The sequence below is a fragment of the Paraburkholderia phymatum STM815 genome, from assembly GCF_000020045.1.
GTDB lineage: Bacteria > Pseudomonadota > Gammaproteobacteria > Burkholderiales > Burkholderiaceae > Paraburkholderia > Paraburkholderia phymatum.
Window position 1 is genome coordinate 2,084,385 of sequence record NC_010623.1, and the last position, 17,246, is coordinate 2,101,630.

Below are 17,246 nucleotides of genomic sequence, written 5' to 3' on the forward strand. Positions count from 1 at the left end.
GTGGATTCAGCGGTTGTGGCCCCTTGATCGCTTCATGTCCATCCATCTCGGCCGGCTGCTGCCGCTCGCTCATCGGACGAAGCCCGCCAACGAAGCCCGCCAACGAAGCCCGTACTCGAGCGTCAGGTCTGCTTCGATTTCTGCCACACGATGGCCAAGCAGGCCAGCGTCGACAATGGGGTCGTAAGCGGCTGCCAGTGGTACATCGCCCTTGACCAAAAACGTCATTTGAGCGCGATTTGCGCGCTGTTCAAACGCCTTTTGCTCCAGTGTCGTTCATCCGTGTTCCATTATCCGGGTTGTGGCACTATCCCGGACCTTCCCTCGGGCATTTCGCGCCACAATCCGAATATGCTTCTAACGGACAGACTATGGAACGTCGTGCGCTGCTTCCTCCGCTGAATCCCACACGGGCATTTGAGGCGACGGGACGCTTGTTGAGCATCTCTAAGGCTGCTGACGAGTTGGCGGTCACGCCTGCCGCCGTTAGCCGGCAGGTACGCACGCTCGAAGCCTACCTTGGCGTCGATCTGTTCGAGCGAGTGAAGGGGCGGCTCGAGCTGACGTCGGCGGGAGCGCGGTATCTCGCGGAACTGATGCCGCTTTTCGCATCGCTGCGGACAGCCACTGACAGCCTGCGCTCGCCCGAGCGACGCACCCGCGTACTCAAGATCCGCTCTCCTGCGACCTTTGCGGTGCGCTGGCTGATTCCGCGTCTCGCAAGCTTTCATAGACTGCACGAAAATATCGACGTTCAGCTGACGACATCGTCGGCTCCGCTGAATTTCGCGCGTGAAGACATCGACGGAGGCATCCAGTTGGGCGACGGCAAATGGCCCGGCCTGCGGGTGCAGCGTCTGATCGCGAACGAGCTGGTGCCGGTCGCGGCGCCTTCCAGACAGGTCAAGGCCCGCTCGCAGCTGCATGGCGAAACGCTTCTGCACACGCTCGCGCGCCCGGAAGACTGGACATTGTGGCTGAAGGCAGCGGGACTTCCATTGAACGGGCGACGCCGTGAGATGCGCTACGAAACGTCGCTGCTCGCCTATCAGGCGGCCATAGAAGGGCACGGTGTCGCAATCGCGCAGAAGGCGCTGGTGCGTGGCGAACTGGAAAGCGGGCTGCTGGTCGCACCGTTTTCATTCGAGCTCGATCGCGGGCATCACACCTACTACTTCGCATGGCCGACGGGGCGTCCGCAATCAGATGCGCTGAAGATTTTCCGCCGATGGCTGCTCACGCCTGACTCCGCCGATCAGCAGCGGCCGCTCGAGCGACATCACGACGAGCAAAGTCAACGGCCGTTTGTTGCCGAACCCGGGCCGACCAGCAAGATCACCAGAATTCTCCGGAGCAGTACCGCCGCCCACGCAGCCACCCGTCGGCCGTATGCAAATCGCCGCGAATCAAAGCGGACCTGTCACGGCACTCAACCGTCAAGGAATCTCAGCATCCGCGCCGGAGGCTCTGTGCTTCCAGTGGCAAGGAAGCGACGGTCGAAATCAATCGGACGATCGAGTGAGTATCCTCATGGTTGTCTCATGTTTAAGGTGCTGACTGCGACGCCATGAGTGATAGTTCGTCTTGCTGTACCGATTCCGTCGTCTCCGAATATGAGCGGTTCGGCATTCTTCTCCAAGGCGAAGCAGATTGGCGGTAGCGAGACCGCTAACACTTATGACATTGACCGCATCGACGGAAGATGGCATGTCGTGCTGCATACCGACCGCTGGAACAGCCGCTACTTCCCACTCGTGGCATCCAGCACTTTCATCACTTCTGCTGCCGTGTGCTCCGAGTGTTCGCGCAGCAACCGGGCGAGACATGCTCCATCGCGCTTTGCCAGTGCCTCCAGTATCTCGCTGTGTTCGCCTAGAGACTCGGCCCAGCGCAGCACATCCGCATTGGCCGCGCCTCGCGCGCGATGGATCTTGCTCATCAACGATGAGTACAGGTCGGAGAGCACGGGATTGCCGGCAACATCAACGATGTGCTGATGGACCTTCTGATTGGCGCGGTAGTAGGCCGTCCGTTTGCCCTCGCGGTGATACGCCTCCATGGTGCGATGACGCTCCAGCAGCGCCTTCATCTGCTTATCGTCGATGCGCGTCGCGGCAAGCCTTCCAGCCGTTTCCTCCAGTCCATGCAGCACTTCGAAGATGGCGGCAATCTCGTCCCTGTTGATCGGCGCAACCTGAAAACCCATGTGCTGCCGGTGGGTCACGTGCCCCTCGGTCACCAGCGTTTTGAGCGCCTCGCGCAAAGGCGTTCTTGAAATGTCGAACTGTTCGCACAGTGCTTTTTCGTCGATATGCGTGCCCGGCGGCAATTCACCTTCGAGAATCATCTCGCGCAATCGCTCCGCGATGGCCGCGTACATACCCGTGCCGCGCAGGCTGATCCGCTTGCGTGTTTCCGCCGGTAGTGACTTCATGTCCATGTCGCCTGTTTCCGTTTGTGTCTTCCGCCTTTGCTTAATTGTCTTACAGGTTTGTCTGACTATCTACAAAAATAAAAAACGATAAAAATCAACGAACTATAGCGCTTGTAATTCATAATTAGGCATCATATACTGCGTTGGCGCATGCAGCGCACTGGGGCGGAAGCGCTCCCTTCCCAGACATGAAACCCGAAGGCCGTCATCAGGCGAACGGAGGAGACATTAGATGCGAACCGTAAATGCGGCCGTGCAGGCCGAGGTCCGGACCGGCGTACGCTGGCGAATCTTTCTGATCATGCTGATGCTGATCTCGATCAACTACATAGACCGGGCCTCGCTGTCCGTGGCGATGCCCCTGATAGCAAAGGAGTTCCACATCGCACCTGCCATGCAGGGGCTGATTCTCAGCTCGTTCTTCTGGACCTATGCACTCATGCAGATTCCGGGCGGTATGCTCGCTGACCGTTTCAAGCCGCGCATCGTGATCGCGTGCGCCACGCTGTTTTGGGGCTTTTTCCAGGGCATTGCCGCAGTCTGCACGACGGCCACTGCGCTGATTCTCACCCGTCTGGGTCTGGGCGCTGCAGAGGCGCCGATCTACCCGGCGGGCGGCAAGCTCAACGCGATGTGGATGACGCGGCATGAACGCGGCCGCGGGGCGACGCTGCTTGACGGCGGCGCCCCGCTGGGGGCGGCATTCGGTGCAGTGATCATCTCGGGGTTGATCAGCGAGTTCGGATCCTGGCGCACCTCTTTCGTCGTGGCGGGTGCGGGCACCATGCTGGCCGGCCTGTTTGCCTGGTACTACATTCGCAACAACCCGCGCGAGCATCCGGCCGTGAACCACGCCGAAGCAGATTATCTCGAAGCGGCCCTGCAGGAAGAACATCGCAGCGAGCCCGTCGATGCCAGCGGCCGCAGTCTGGACTTTTTCCGCTATCGCTCGGTGTGGGGCATGTTCTTCGGCTGGATGTGCTTCAACTCGGTGTTCTACGGCTTGCTCACCTGGATGCCGAACTATCTGAACAAGGTACACGGCTTCAATATCCAGCAGATGGGCGGCGCCAGCTTCGCGATTTTCTTCAGCGGGTTCGTGGGCGAACTGGCGGGCGGATGGATCGCCGACAAGTGGAAGGCCGCGGGCGGCTCGCCTAATCGCGTGATGCGCACGCTGTTCGGGATCGCCGCCGTGGCGGCCACAGCGTCGATCTTCTCGGTCGCCTATGTCGGCAACCCGGTGACGGTGGTAGTACTGCTTGCTTCCACGTTGTTCTTCCTGCGCTGGTGTGGTCTGTACTGGTGCCTGCCTTCCATCCTCGGCACACGTAACAAGATCGGCTTTCTCGGCGGTCTGATGAACCTGGGCGGCAATATCGGCGGCGTTCTCGTTCCGATTATCGTTGGGCTGATCGTGCAGACCACCGGCTCATATTTTCTGGCCCTGATGTTTTTCGCTGCTGCAGGCGTAGGCCTGTTCGTCTGTTCGACGCTGATCGACTATGAACGCAAGCTGCCCGTCTGAACTTTCACCACCCTTTAACAATAGATTGCTGACTTCATTATGAGCAAACGCGTCCTGCTCGGCATGCTTACCCCGTCGTCCAACACCGCACTCGAACCGATCACGAGTGCGATGGTGGCCCAATTGCCCGGTGTCAGCGCCCATTTCTCCCGATTTACAGTCACGGAAATCTCGCTGTCCGACCGTGCTCTCGGCCAATTCGACACGACTAACATCATTCAGGCAGCGAAGCTGCTGGCCGACGCCAAGGTCGATGTGATCGCGTGGAACGGCACGTCATCGGGCTGGCTCGGTTTCGAGACCGACCGCCGCCTGTGCCGCGAGATCGAGAACGCGACCGGCATCCCCGCCACTACGTCGGTGCTGGCACTGAACGAAATCCTGGACAAGACCCGTGTGAAGAAATTCGGTCTGGTCACGCCGTACCTCAAAGAGGTCCAGCAGAAGATCGTCGCCAATTACCGCGAGAGCGGTATCGACTGCTCGTCCGAAAACCATCTGGGGCTGAAGGTGAACTTCCAGTTTTCCGAGGTCACCGAAGACACGCTGCGCGCCCAGATTCGCGAAGTCGTGAAGGAAAGGCCGGAGGCGATCGTCACCTTCTGCACGAACCTGCATGCGGCGCATCTGGCTTCAGAAGTGGAGCGGCATCACGGCATCCCGCTCTACGATACGATCTCCACCGTGGTGTGGAAGTCGCTGAAGCTCGCCGGCTACGATACGACCCGGCTCGCGGGTTGGGGTCGCCTGTTTGCCGAAGTTGCCTGAGAGAGCTGCCATGACAATCGTGTACGACCTGGTGATCCGCAATGCCGACGTGGTGACCGCGTCCGAGCGCTTTAACTGTGATATCGGCGTGAAGGACGGCATCGTCGTTGCGCTGGGCCGCGATCTTGACGCAGGCACGCGCGAGATCGACGCTACGGGCCTGCTAACGTTGCCCGGCGGCATCGACGCACATTGCCACCTCGATCAGCCCTTGCCTGACGGGCTCAAGATGGCGGACGACTTCCTGAGTGGCACACGCGCCGCGGTGTGCGGCGGCACGACGACGGTGATCCCGTTTGCCGCACAGGCAAAAGGGCAATCCCTCAAAGCCGCGGTGGCCGACTACCACCGCCGCGCCGACGGCCGCGCGGTCACGGACTACGCATTCCACCTGATCGTCTCGGATCCGACGCCCGAGGTGCTCGAACGCGAGTTGCCCGAACTGATCGCGGCTGGCTACACGTCTTTCAAGGTCTACATGACCTACGACGATCTCAAGCTCAGCGACCGCGAGATCCTCGAGGTGATGGACGTTGCGCGCCGCAACCAGGCGCTCGTCATGGTGCATGCAGAGAACTCCGACTGCATCGCGTGGCTGACCGACAAGCTTACGGAGGCCGGAAAGTACGCGCCCATGTATCACGCGCTGTCGCGCCCGGCCGTGGTCGAGCGAGAGGCGACCCATCGTGCGATTGCCTTCTCCGAACTCGTCGATGTGCCGATCCTGATCGTCCATGTATCGGGCCAGGATGCAATCGAGCAGATCGAATGGGCGCAGCAACGCGGCCTGAACATCTACGCGGAAACTTGTCCGCAGTACCTGTATCTGACGGCCGAAGACCTCGGGCATGAGGACGGCTATCACGGCGCGAAGTGCGTTTGCAGTCCGCCACCGCGCGACACGTTCAGCCAGAAGGCTGTGTGGAGCGCGCTAAAGCGCGGCGTCTTCAGCGTGTTCTCGTCCGACCACGCGCCGTTCTCATTCGACGACCCGCAGGGCAAGAAGCCCGGCGGCAAAGAAGTCTCTTTTGAACATATTCCGAACGGTATCCCAGGCATCGAAACCCGGCTGGCGCTCCTGTTCGATGGCGTGAGCCGCGGCAAGCTGTCGCTGCATAAATTCGTGGAACTGACGTCACTGAACCCCGCGAAGCTGTACGGCCTTTATCCCCGCAAGGGGACGATCGCGGTCGGCGCAGACGCCGACATCGTGCTGTGGGACCCACACAGGCAAGTTGCCATCACGAACGACGAACTGCACCACAACGTCGACTACACGCCGTACGAAGGCCGAACTGTCCAGGGTTGGCCGACGCATTGTGTGTCACGCGGCGAAGTGTTGGTCGAGAGTGGCCGGTATCTCGAGCCAGAAGCGGGCCGGGGCCGCTTTCTCGCTGCTGGCAAGCCACAGTACATCGACCTCTGATATCGGAGAGCTGCATGAAGATCCTGGTCATCAACCCCAACATTTCCGAAAGCGTCTCCACGCTAATTCAGGCAGAGGCGCAGCGCAGCGCTTCAACCGGGACCGAGATCGCGATAGCCACGGCACCGTTCGGCGTTGCGTACATCGAGACACGCTTCGAGGCACTGGTCGGTGCGTACGCGAGCGCATGCGTGGCGGCGGAACGCCATGGCACCTATGATGGTGTCGTGATCGCTGCATTCGGCGATCCGGGCTTACAGGGTATCAAGGAACTCATCGACGTGCCCGTCGTCGGCTTGACCGAGTCCTCGCTCGTCACTGCGGCGATGCTCGGGCAGCGCTTCTCGATTGTTGCGATCTCGTCGCGGATCAAGGCCTGGTACCGGGAGACGGTCGAACGTAGTCATCTGGCGAGCCGGCTGGCCAGCATTCGCGCGCTTGACGAACCTTTGCGCGACATTGGCAGCGTACAGCAGGACTATGCTGGACGACTGAAGGCATTGTGCAACGAGGTGGTCGAGGTCGACGGGGCCGACGTCATCATCATCGCTGGCGCACCCCTCGCAGGGCTCGCACGTGAGATCCGTAACGAACTGCCGGTACCCGTGGTCGATGGCGTATCGAGTGCGATCACCCAGCTTGAGGGGCTTATCCGTCTGAGTCCCGGAAAAGCGACGCAAGGGAGCTTCGCCCAGCCGCCCGTCAAGCCGAACCGCGGCCTGCCCGAATCGCTTGAAAGGCTGATGTGCCGTAGTCAGGCGGAGTAGCCGATCAATCATCACGTGGGGATGACATGAAAAGGATTCTCGTAGACGCCGGACCCTTTCGCTTTGTGGGTCAACTCGAAGAACAGAAGGCACCGCGCACCTGCCAACGCTTTCTCCAACTGCTGCCATTCAAAAACAAGGTTATTCATTCTCGCTGGAGCGGCGAGGCTGTGTGGATTCCGCTAGGCGACTTCGATACCGGATTACCTTTTGAAAACCACACCAGCCACGCGTCACGCGGGGATGTCCTTTTCTATCCGGGAGGCTTCAGCGAGACGGAACTCCTGTTCGTCTATGGCAGCTCGATCTTTGCAAGCAAAATGGGCCAACTGGCGGGCAACCATTTCTTCACGTTGACGGAAGGTCACGAGCACCTCGAAGCATTCGGCAAACTTGTTCTATGGGAAGGCGCACAAGACATTACGTTTTCGTTGTTGAACGCGCAAGCCTTGCCTTCGAGGTGACGGATTCGCTCGCGCGACACCTCGAACTGCTCGCCGGCCTCTTCGAGCGTGTGCTCGGATGTCCTATCGAGCCCGTATCGCAGAAGCGTCCTCGATCATCTCACCAGGCGTAGAGTTCTCGCTAGGGAATGTGTCGGCTGCGGGAGCCTGCTGAAACAGTTACAAGATAACGATTGACGCTGCCGATGTGCGGCGGTTAGGCTACCGTTTGAAGTTCAAGAAGTTCGATTGCTGTTCATCAATTGTTCGCTACTCAGCGATATTCGTTGTCCTCTCCCTCCTTGACGCTTCACTCGCTCGTTGACTGGGCACATCTCTGTTTTTTTGTTCAAGGATTCTTCATGGAAACCGGTATCGTTAAGTGGTTCAACGACAGCAAAGGCTTTGGCTTCATCACACCGGACAAGGGCGGCGACGACCTGTTCGCGCATTTTTCGGAAATTACGGGCGAAGGCTTCAAGACCCTTGCTGAAAACCAGAAGGTGAGTTTCGAAATCAAGAAGGGGCCGAAGGGTCTGCAAGCGGCGAATATCAAGCCGCTGTAACGTTGCCTGAAGCGCCCGGCGCCGTCGATGGACGTCGGGCCACCACGACATCTCGCGGAGCTTTGCCTCCTCACTGGTACGAGCGTTCTGATCGGAAATCTGTCTGTTCAGCCGCCTGCCAGTCGTCATCGCCACTACGCACGTTGCGTGCTGGTCTGCCAGATAGCGTCAACGCACTTTTTCGTGCTCCAACTGCTTCGCCGTAGTTTCCTGCGGCGTCAGATCGGCACGCACATTCCGCGCGACATTCGCGCACTCCAACACCATTAAAATTACAATGGAAAACGAATACATTCAGCATTACAACGGCTATGCCGTTCAACCCTCGGCGCATCGTTTGCCCGACGGCAGTTTTTCATCCAATCTGCTGCTCGAACGTACTGATAACGCGCACGGTGATCGCCGGTACCGCTTTTATTCGCTCGATTACTTCACGAGCGAAGAGCAGGCGCTGCAGCACTCGACACGTTGGGCGCGCAACTGGGTCGACACCCGCGGTTAAGGGCGACACCGACAGTCAGCGATTCGCGGATGTGCTGCTCGTCCACCTCTAGCCTCATGCGGTTGACGGTGGAATAAATCCCGGACTGCCTGTCTTCACGACTTCGTTGAACCGCTGCCGAATCTCGATCGCGTTGATCTCGGCGAAGGCATCGGAGGGCAGCGCCGAGATGTCCAGATTCTCGCGCGCACGCGCCGCCGTCTTGGGTGTTGTCAGCACGGCTGTGCCGCGCTGCACCGCCCACGCAAGCAGCACTTGCGCCGGCGTTTTACCCACCCGCGCGGCAACACGAGCGACGACGGGATCTTCGATCGGCCCTGGCCTGATTCCATGTCCGAGCGGCGCGAATGCGGTGAATACGACGCCGTTCTGAGCGCAATACGCTAACAGCCCGGTTTCCGGCAGGTACGGATGCGCCTCGACCTGAATGGCCGCGGGCTTGATTCTTGCCGATTCGTACAAGGGCTGCAGTTCGGCTAGCGTGATGTCGGACAGCCCGATTGCGCGGCACCGTCCGCTGTCTACGAGTTCCTCCATCGCGCGCCATGTGTCGAGCAGCGTCACGCCTTCGTCGTAAATCACATTGCCGTCTGCATCGCGCGGGTCCTGTTCGTCGCCTGCCTGAAACGCAAATGGCGTGTGAACAAGATAGAGGTCCAGGTAATCGAGGCCAAGCCGTTCAAGACTCGCAGCCAGAGCGGGGCCGACGCGCTCGGGCCGATGGTTCGAATTCCACAGCTTGGTCGTCACGAAGATTGCGTCGCGTGCGATCCCGCCTGCTGCCAGTCCCGCCTTAAGCGCGCCGCCCACTTCTCGCTCGTTGCGATATCGCTCGGCGCAATCGAAATGCCGGTAGCCGGCTTCGATCGCATCGCGTGTGGCGGTCACGGTCGTCGCCGGATCGGTGATCAGCGTACCGAAACCAATGACGGGCATCTGCGCGCCGTCACGCAGCGTGTACATCCCGCTGCGGAAATCATTCGAACCGGTCATGGCGAACCCTCCACGTGCACCGCGCGTTGACATCTTAGGACGATTCGCTCGCGGTTTCATTGCAACTGACTGCGCTCGCGGTGTTTACACGGTTGCTTCACTTCGAGATCAGCCTGTCGAGACGACGACGCCGTCGGATAGCGCATGCGCGTTGCGTGTGCCCACGGCTCGTCGCGTCGATGGCGGCAACTAGCTGCCGAAGAAGATCGAGCAAAAGCTAATAGGACCGGCGCAGCTATCCCTCGACATGCTGACGCCGCTGCGACGGACTATCTCTGAGTGCGGTTGTTGCGATCCCGTTTGCTCTTTCCCGCTGGCGGTGCCTCCGTAGTCGGATGACATTCCATAACTCTGCTGGGCTTGGGCAGAAGGGGGTCTTTCCTGAGCGACGGACAGCGCGGGGGCGGCGACTGCCGCGAGGACAACCAAGGAACGAATCAATGACTTCATTGTGCTCTCCACCAACGAGGTGCCGCGGAGACCTCCACGGCGCTTAAGAAAACGAACGCAAAAAAGAAGAACGGCGCTGCGCTATCGTCGCTGCGTCAACGCGGTGTCTCCAGTGGAATACGACTCCCATCCGCCGCCCAGTACCTTGCATAAGGTGATGAGGTTTGCATCGGCGTCGGCCTTGCTTTGTTCGAGATTGCTCTGCGCATCGAGCAACTGTTTCTGCACATTGAGCACGTCGAGGAAATCGACGGCGCCCGCCTTGTATCGCTGACGTGCAATCGACAGCGCGCGCAGGTTCAGCTTGACGACCTCTTCCAGTCGCTCGTGCCGACGCTGTTCGGCGTCGTAGACGATCAACGCATCGTCCACTTCGCGCCATGCCTGAAGCACGGTGCGCTTGTAGACAATCGCGGCTTCCTGTTGCTGCGCTTCGCGCAACTGGAGCGTTCCCTTCAGGCGTCCTCCTTCGAAGATCGGCAGGGTGATGGACGGACCGACAACAAACTGACCGGACGCCCAATCGGCGAGATTCGAAAGCTGAAGACTTTGGAAGCCGGCGCTCCCGTTGAGCGAGATGCGCGGGTAAAAGTCGGCCTTCGCCATGCCAATGGCCGCCGTCGCGGCGTGCAACTGCGCTTCTGCCTTGCGGATGTCGGGCCGCCGCTGTACCAGCTCAGATGGAAAGCCAATCGGCACCTGGGCGGGCAGCGCGGGAACATCGCCCGGGTCCGCGAGCATGTCGCCCAACGCACCGGGTTCTTTCGCGAGCAGAACGCCGATTGCATTGATCGTCGTTGCCCTGCGCGATTCGAGTGTCGGGATCAGGCTTTCGATATTGGCCGCCTGCGCTGACGCATTGGCCACATCCAGATCGGTCGTCACGCCTTCATGCGCACGCGTTTGCGTGAGGCGCGTCGCGTCGCGTGCGATGTCGAGGTTCTGCCGTGCGATCTGGAGCAGCGCCTGTGTGTCGCGCAACTGGATGTAATCGCGTGCGAGTTCGGCGCGTGCGGACAGCAGCACGGCGTTGCGCTCTTCGAAGGACGCGTCCGTCAACGCAGACGCGGCTTCCACACTGCGCCGGACGCGGCCCCAGATGTCGATTTCCCACGAAGCGTCGAAGCCGAACTGATACAGGTCGTAAGCGGGCGAGCCCTTCGAACCCGGCATCGCGGACACGCCGAGCGGCGCGCTGCCCGATGCCGATTGCGGCTGCGTGCTGGTCGGCGTGACGCCGAGCAACGACAGGATGCCATTCTCACTGCCGCGCTCGCGGTTATATGACGCCGCGCCCGTCAGCGTCGGGTATTCGGCCGCGCCCGCCACGCGTTGCTCGGCGCGGCTTTGCCGCAGACGGGCCGACGCCGCCGCCACGTCGAGATTGGCATCTGCGAGCTGCTTTTCGAGCGCATTCAGCGTGGGATCGTTGAACAGTTCCCACCAGTCCGGATTGAAGCCCGCTTCGACGGCCTTGCTCGGTGCCTGTGCGGACTGCGTGCGATTGAAGACGTCCGGTGTCGAACTCGCTGGTCGTTCGAAATCGGGGCCCACCAGACAGCCGCTCAGCGCAAGGCAAAGCGATGCTGCCAACGCAGGCATGCGTAGGGAGAACTCGCGCACGCTCATTTGTTATCCGCTCCCGCGAGCGTTGCATTGGCGCGCTTGCTCACTGCCACTTCCGCTTCCACCGACAGGCCCACGCTCAACGCCGACGCCGCTTCCTGACCCGGGTCGATTGTGATCTTGACGGGCACACGCTGGACGACCTTGGTGAAGTTGCCCGTCGCATTGTCGGGTGCGATAGGTGCGAAGCTCACGCCCGTCGCCGGGGCCAGGCTGTCGATATGGCCGCGGATCACCACGCCCGGGAAACTGTCGACCTTGATGCGCACGTTCTCGCCCGGCCGCATATGAGTGATCTGGTTCTCCTGGAAGTTGGCCACGACATACGCGGAAGACAGCGGCACGATCGCGAGCAACGGCGCACCCGGCGTGACGAATGCACCGACGCGCACCGAGCGTCGGCCGACTTTGCCGTCGACGGGTGCATGAATTTCCGTGTACGACAGATTGAGCTTCGCCTGCGCGAGAGCGGCCTCGGCACGCGCGAGCGCGCCCGCAGCCTTGTCGCGCTGGGTGCGCAACACGTCGAGGTTCTGCTCCGTCGCGGCCAGCGCGGCGCGGTCGTGGGCCTGTTGCGCGAGTTGCTCGGCGAGCGCGCTGGCGGCGTGCTGCTGCTCCTGCGTCGTCCCTGCACCGGCGTCGGACAGGTTCTGGTAGCGTGCCGCATTCGCTCGCGCAAAGCTGATGGAGGCTTCGTCCGAACGCAAGGTGGCGCGCGCCTGATCGACCAGCGAAGGGTGCCGTGCGATCTCTGCGTCATCATTGGCAACGGCTGCCTTCGCCGCCGCCACATCCGCTCGAGCACTCAGCAAAGCCGCCTGCAGATCGCGATCGTCGAGGCGCACCATCAACTGACCGGCCTTCACCTGCTGGTTGTCCTCGACGAGTACCTGTGAAATCTGGCCTGAAATGCGCGGCGCGACCAGCGTGAAATCGGCGACCACGTACGCATCGTTGGTGGACTCGGTGTCCGGATTGGCGAGCAGTTTCGTGCAGCCCCAGGCTGCGACGCCCAGCACGACGACAATGACCGCAACGCGAATCAGCTTGGTGGGAATTCGTGTGACAGATGACATATGAATCTTTGTTTAGCGAGGGGAGGGCGGCGTCGTGCTCCACGGCGGATAGATGCGCACGGGCAGTACGGGAACGAGAAGGAGAGCGGCGATCGCAATCATCGCCATCACGCGATAAAGATCCGCGGACGTGAGCACGACGGCCTGTTCATGAACCCGATGCGCGAGCTGGCCGATGCCCTGTATCGCGTCGATGCTCTGGTTCGTGATCAACGCGTTGTTGCCGAGATGATCGACGAGCATGCTCGAATGAAAATGTTCGCGAGCGGTGCCGAGGCCGTCGATGAGAGCAGTGGCCGCAACGCCCGTGAATGCCTTCAGCGAATTGAACATCGCCGACGCAAACGGACCTTCGGTGGGCGGCAAACCGGTGGTCACGCCCATCAGGATCGCGAGAATCACCATCGGCTGCGCGACGATCTGCAACGATTGAAGCCAGTAGAAGTTCTCGCGCACCCACTCCGACGTCATGTAGCTGCCGAGCAAGCAGGTTGTCGCGAGGAGCGACAATCCGGACGCCATCACCCAGCGCGAATCGATGCGCCGTGTGTTCAGCAGAGCGGCCGTCAGAGGCAGCGTAACCAGCAACGGAATGGCGACCAGCAATGACAGCGGCGCCGTCTGCAGCGGGCGATACGTGTGAATCCTCGCGAGGAACTGCGCGGGAATCACCGCGACGCCCACCAGCAACATCACCGCGGCCACGAGCGTCGAAAGACCATGCGTGAAATTTCTGCGGTACATCAATTGAAGCTTGAAGAACGGCAGCGGATGAAACCATTCGTTGACGAGAAAGACGACGAACAGCAGCACGCCGCCAAACAGCATCACGCAGATAAACGGCGAATTGAGCCAGTCGAGCCGGTCGCCCTGCAGCAACCCGATGACCAGCATCGCGACGGCGGGACCGCCTGTGATCAATCCCATCCAGTCGAACGAGCGGAACCGATCGAGCTTGAGGGCATCTTGCGGCAGGCCGTACTGGATGGCCGCGCAGCTCAACAGCCCGAACGGCACGATTTGCCAAAACGTCATCTTCCAGCTCACGTATTCCGTCCAGAGCGCGACCAGCGGCGTCCCAACCGATGGGCCGAACGTGGCCGTGAGCGCATAGCCCGCGAGGCCGTATAGCTTGATCTTCGGCGGCAGGTAGCGTAGGGCCACGATGATCAGCATCGGCGGCAGGCAGCCGCTCGCAATGCCTTGCAGCACGCGCAATACATAAAACGTCGAGAGATTCGGCGCAAGCGGACAAAGCAAGCCAATCACCATTGACGCGGCGACGGCGGCCAGTGTGAAGCGCTTCAACGTGAAGGTGATGCCGAACCACGGTGCGAAGATCATCGTCGACACGTTCGCGGCTTCGAACAGCACGGTGAGCCAGCTTCCGTCGTCGTGTCCGATCGAGAGCGCGCCACGAATGTCCGTCATGGCGAGCGCCGTGACCTGTTCATTGACGATTGCGAGCAGCGACGCAAGCAACATCCCGACCAGACCCATGCCGAGGCGAAGCGACATGGCGGGTTGTGCGGCGGCCTGCGCCGGTGCGGGCGACGCAGCGGCAGGCGGCGGACCGACCGGTTCGGCGGTTCGAGTTGTCAGCGGATTGAGAGTCGTCATAGGGGTGCTCGGCAGATAGTCTCAACAGCGCATCGCATCCGGGTTGACCTTCAGGCGACGAACGCTGACAAGGCTCTCAGATGTTCCAGGTAAAACGGTTCGAATGACCGCGTGGTTATTAATCCGCTTAATTCACCAGGAACTGCGCAGGCTATCCACCGTGCGATGATGCGATCAATTCTAGAAGTCGGATGGAACTTCTCAAAGCCGATACGTGTCGTCTTTCAGGCCAATTCATTCAGGAATTTGGCCAGATATTTCCATTGAGACTTTAGATCGTCGTGGTGGAAACTGTCTTTTTCAATTCGCTCATTTTTCTTCAAACGTCATAGGTTTGCCGGGCGTGACCTAAACTTTCGCGCGATAAAAGAGGTGAGCTTCACGCGTGTTTTGCGCCTGTTGCTGCGTTGGTTCGCGGCACCGTGATGCGCCCGGAAGAGCCGTTCCGAATCCTGAAACACATAGTTGTTCTACCCTGCATCGACGGAAACGGAAGTGACGGATAGAATGAAATCGCGTCGGAAGCATTCGGCAAAAGTGCGGAAAGTGTTTAACCGTTATTTTGATGGGCGAGCGAAAATGAAATTCTCGGTGAAAGAAGCAATCCACTCGGACGATATTTCGAGGATTGAACGTGCAATGAAAAGCGTTGACGGCGACGCGAAAGTCGATGTGAATGTCACTACGAATACGGTGAGTGTGGATTCCTGGTTGATGCCCGAAGAATTCTTCGTCGCGTTTTATGACGAAGACTATAACGTAGGCATTCTTGAAGCATAAGCAATCGACGTGGCCGGCCGCGTTTGCGCGCGGCCACTTCGTTCAAGCGTCGTCCGAATGAACCGATTTGAGTAGCAGCACGAAAGCCGCCACACCGAGCACAGCGGCAGCCGCGGCATAACGGATCAATTTGTCGTGGGCGGAAAGCGATCCGGCGATGGCGGCAAGCGGACCGCCCACTCCGATAAACGCCACCAGTTTCAAAAGAATCAACCTGAGTCGTTGCCGCAACACACTTCGCTCCCCGTGTCAGATATCAGATAGCGCCGTCCGCTTTCACGCTCGTTGTGAATGGCGGACGGCGCATGCGTTCGTTCACTCGATCACGCGTTACGCCGTGCGTCTGCAAAGTACTGCGGCGCTTCGCGACGATCGAACATTCCATACTCACGCACGATACGAATGTGCCGCAGACGCACGCCATCCGGCAGCGCGGCATGGCGCGCGAACGCGTCGGCGGCGGCGAGATCGCTCCAGGTTGCCACCGCGATCACATCGCCAGGTGTCATCAGCGCATCGAACACGTCCCACGCGATAAGACCGGGCGCGCCGAAGTCGAGACCAAGCGCTGCGGCGACAGAATTGGCGCCGGCCTGCCTGATCCAATCGGGTGCCCAATGTCCGGCAAGCAGCGTGACGGCTTTGCCTGCGCCTGTTTCCGTCGCGTCAAGCCGCTGTTCGTGCAATGCATGGCCTTGGGGAACGTGCGTATCCGCAACGGTTTCGCCGATACGCAGGCGATAGTCCGAAAAGACGCGCTCGCGTGCGGCCTGCTGGGTCTTGAAGTGGTTCGCGTTGGTGCGCCAACGAATCAGTGCCTTCTCATCGCGCCAACTCGATAGCGAAAGGAGCCATCCCTCGCGCGTGAGACTCGCATAGCGGGCATTGTCGACAAAGCCGTCGATCTGTTCGAGCTCAGGGCGCAGCATCTTGGCCATCCCCAGATAAGCATTGAACTGTTCAGGGATGGGGTTCACTTCTAGCATGGCAGAAAACATGACACATTCCTTCGATGGGTTCGATACTGAGGTGCTGCAGCCACGGAATATTGCGGCTCAGGAAACGATTTCATTGTCGGAGATGAACCGGATTTTCAGAAGTGAAGACGCGCTGCGTTATTGGCCATTCAATGCTTGAATCGCGCCACTCCGCGCGCGAAAGAGCGCATTGCTCGCTCGCCGGCCAAATGGTGCGCTTTTGAGGCCAATGGAAAGGAGTCGCGTTGCGACGCGCTGAATCAAACCTACAATGACGCACTTCCGCGCGTGAGCGAACTGAAGTTGGAAAGCAGGATGGACAAATTTCGCGAGATGGAGGTGTTTGTCGCCATCGTTGATCGAGGCAGTTTTACAGGTGCGTCGGAAAAGCTCGGCATGTCGGCTCCGACGGTTTCGCGCGCGCTGCATTCGCTCGAGACGCGAGTGGGCGCGCAGTTGATCGCGCGCACCACGCGTTCTATCCGTCCCACAGATGCGGGAATGTTCTACCTCGATGCGTGCCGCAGCGTACTCGATACGATCACCGACGCGGAGGCAAATATTTCCGCCGGGCAAGACAAGCCTGCGGGGACGTTGACGGTGTCGGCGCCGGTGCTGTTCGGCCAACGGTTTATCGCGCCTCTCATCAACGCATACGTGAATAGTTATCCCGACGTCAGTGTGAAGGTAGTCTATGTCGATCGCACCACGCGCCTTATCGAGGAAGGCGTGGACATTGCGGTTCGCATCGGTCATCTCGGCGATTCTTCTGTCTTCGCGGTGCCGCTTGGCTCCGTGTGCCGTCGTACTTACGCAGCGCCGGCGTATCTCGACGCATACGGCGAACCCGTCCATCCGAAGGATATCGGCAGGCACCACTGCGTGTCGTATACGGGCGTCACGCATCCGCTTGAATGGCTGTTTTGCGAGAACGGGTCAAGGCTGCCCGTTCGCATTCGTCCTCGCATGATCGTCGACCTCGCGTCGGCCGCTGTCATGGCGGCCGTCGATCGCGTGGGAATCACGCAATTGCTTTCGTATCAGGCGGCCCCCGAGTTGCTGAGCGGGAGCCTTCAACGGATTCTCGCCGCATTCGAGCCGGAATCGATACCGGTGAACCTGCTGCACGTCGAGCGCAAAAGCTCAAGCATGAAGATCCGATCGTTCGTCGAATTCGTCACGGAAACGCTGCGCAGAAACGTGCATCTTCAATTCGTCGACCTTCAAAAGAGTGTGCGTGCAGTAACTGCAATCGCAGACACGCTGGAGTGCGAGTGATATGACGGCGTG

16 protein-coding genes and 2 pseudogenes are annotated in these 17,246 nt (G+C 60.1%); 10 read left to right on the forward strand and 8 right to left on the reverse strand.

Translation table 11 applies throughout. The features are described from left to right. Positions 1 to 371: 371 nt before the first annotated feature. Positions 372 to 1,241 (forward strand): annotated as a pseudogene (locus BPHY_RS24980) (LysR substrate-binding domain-containing protein); the annotation flags it as partial. A gap of 500 nt (positions 1,242 to 1,741) precedes the next feature. Here the strand turns inward: BPHY_RS24980 and BPHY_RS24985 are convergent. Next, on the reverse strand, positions 1,742 to 2,380 hold the full coding sequence (locus BPHY_RS24985; RefSeq protein ID WP_157686717.1) for a GntR family transcriptional regulator: 639 nt from the start codon (positions 2,378 to 2,380) through the stop codon (positions 1,742 to 1,744). Between the two features lie 286 nt (positions 2,381 to 2,666). Between BPHY_RS24985 and BPHY_RS24990 the strand changes: the two genes are divergently transcribed. Genes BPHY_RS24990 through BPHY_RS25010 form a run of 5 tightly spaced genes read left to right on the forward strand, consistent with a single transcriptional unit; the run spans position 2,667 to position 7,387 of the window. Then, on the forward strand, positions 2,667 to 3,962 hold the full coding sequence (locus BPHY_RS24990; protein WP_012404244.1) for an MFS transporter: 1,296 nt from the start codon (positions 2,667 to 2,669) through the stop codon (positions 3,960 to 3,962). Between the two features lie 39 nt (positions 3,963 to 4,001). Further along, entirely contained in the window at positions 4,002 to 4,730 is a 729-nt protein-coding gene (locus BPHY_RS24995; protein WP_012404245.1) for a maleate cis-trans isomerase family protein, read from the forward strand. A gap of 10 nt (positions 4,731 to 4,740) precedes the next feature. Next, a complete protein-coding gene (gene hydA, locus BPHY_RS25000; protein WP_012404246.1) occupies positions 4,741 to 6,156 on the forward strand; it encodes a dihydropyrimidinase in 1,416 nt (471 codons plus the stop codon). A 14-nt stretch (positions 6,157 to 6,170) separates the two neighbouring features. Further along, the gene (locus tag BPHY_RS25005; RefSeq protein ID WP_012404247.1) at positions 6,171 to 6,923 is read left to right on the forward strand and encodes an aspartate/glutamate racemase family protein; all 753 of its coding nucleotides are present in this window, start codon (positions 6,171 to 6,173) and stop codon (positions 6,921 to 6,923) included. 26 nt (positions 6,924 to 6,949) lie between these two features. Beyond that, on the forward strand, positions 6,950 to 7,387 hold the full coding sequence (locus BPHY_RS25010) for a DUF3830 family protein (RefSeq protein WP_012404248.1): 438 nt from the start codon (positions 6,950 to 6,952) through the stop codon (positions 7,385 to 7,387). Positions 7,388 to 7,407: 20 nt separating this feature from the next. Here the strand turns inward: BPHY_RS25010 and BPHY_RS43315 are convergent. Further along, positions 7,408 to 7,470, reverse strand: a pseudogene (locus BPHY_RS43315) (hypothetical protein); the annotation flags it as partial. A 258-nt stretch (positions 7,471 to 7,728) separates the two neighbouring features. Between BPHY_RS43315 and BPHY_RS25015 the strand changes: the two are divergent. After that, entirely contained in the window at positions 7,729 to 7,932 is a 204-nt protein-coding gene (locus tag BPHY_RS25015) for a cold-shock protein (RefSeq protein ID WP_012404249.1), read from the forward strand. Between the two features lie 277 nt (positions 7,933 to 8,209). Beyond that, a complete protein-coding gene (locus BPHY_RS25020) occupies positions 8,210 to 8,434 on the forward strand; it encodes a hypothetical protein (protein ID WP_012404250.1) in 225 nt (74 codons plus the stop codon). A 54-nt stretch (positions 8,435 to 8,488) separates the two neighbouring features. Here BPHY_RS25020 and BPHY_RS25025 read toward each other — a convergent pair whose 3' ends face one another. From BPHY_RS25025 to BPHY_RS25040, 4 genes are all read right to left on the reverse strand, one after another. After that, positions 8,489 to 9,427 (reverse strand): aldo/keto reductase, encoded by a 939-nt coding sequence (locus tag BPHY_RS25025; RefSeq protein ID WP_012404251.1) that lies wholly within the window; start codon positions 9,425 to 9,427, stop codon positions 8,489 to 8,491. Between the two features lie 531 nt (positions 9,428 to 9,958). After that, a complete protein-coding gene (locus tag BPHY_RS25030; protein ID WP_012404252.1) occupies positions 9,959 to 11,506 on the reverse strand; it encodes an efflux transporter outer membrane subunit in 1,548 nt (515 codons plus the stop codon). Further along, the gene (locus BPHY_RS25035) at positions 11,503 to 12,579 is read right to left on the reverse strand and encodes an HlyD family secretion protein (RefSeq protein WP_012404253.1); all 1,077 of its coding nucleotides are present in this window, start codon (positions 12,577 to 12,579) and stop codon (positions 11,503 to 11,505) included. Before BPHY_RS25035 ends, BPHY_RS25030 begins: the two co-directional genes overlap by 4 nt. 12 nt (positions 12,580 to 12,591) lie before the next feature. Continuing rightward, entirely contained in the window at positions 12,592 to 14,199 is a 1,608-nt protein-coding gene (locus tag BPHY_RS25040) for an MFS transporter (RefSeq protein WP_012404254.1), read from the reverse strand. A 495-nt stretch (positions 14,200 to 14,694) separates the two neighbouring features. On the opposite strand from BPHY_RS25040, the gene BPHY_RS25045 reads away from it, so the two are divergent. Beyond that, positions 14,695 to 14,979: a copper chaperone gene (locus tag BPHY_RS25045; RefSeq protein ID WP_407671225.1), complete on the forward strand. Its 285-nt coding sequence runs from the start codon at positions 14,695 to 14,697 to the stop codon at positions 14,977 to 14,979. A 42-nt stretch (positions 14,980 to 15,021) separates the two neighbouring features. On the opposite strand, the gene BPHY_RS25050 is transcribed toward BPHY_RS25045, so the two are convergent. Together BPHY_RS25050 and BPHY_RS25055 are read right to left on the reverse strand one after the other, a co-directional pair. Further along, a complete protein-coding gene (locus BPHY_RS25050) occupies positions 15,022 to 15,213 on the reverse strand; it encodes a DUF2964 family protein (RefSeq protein ID WP_041764729.1) in 192 nt (63 codons plus the stop codon). Between the two features lie 89 nt (positions 15,214 to 15,302). Then, positions 15,303 to 15,977: an antibiotic biosynthesis monooxygenase family protein gene (locus BPHY_RS25055; protein WP_012404256.1), complete on the reverse strand. Its 675-nt coding sequence runs from the start codon at positions 15,975 to 15,977 to the stop codon at positions 15,303 to 15,305. A 294-nt stretch (positions 15,978 to 16,271) separates the two neighbouring features. Here BPHY_RS25055 and BPHY_RS25060 point away from each other — a divergent pair, with 294 nt between their 5' ends. Continuing rightward, positions 16,272 to 17,234, forward strand: a complete 963-nt coding sequence (locus BPHY_RS25060; protein WP_012404257.1) for a LysR family transcriptional regulator — start codon at positions 16,272 to 16,274, stop codon at positions 17,232 to 17,234. Positions 17,235 to 17,246 lie beyond the last annotated feature (12 nt).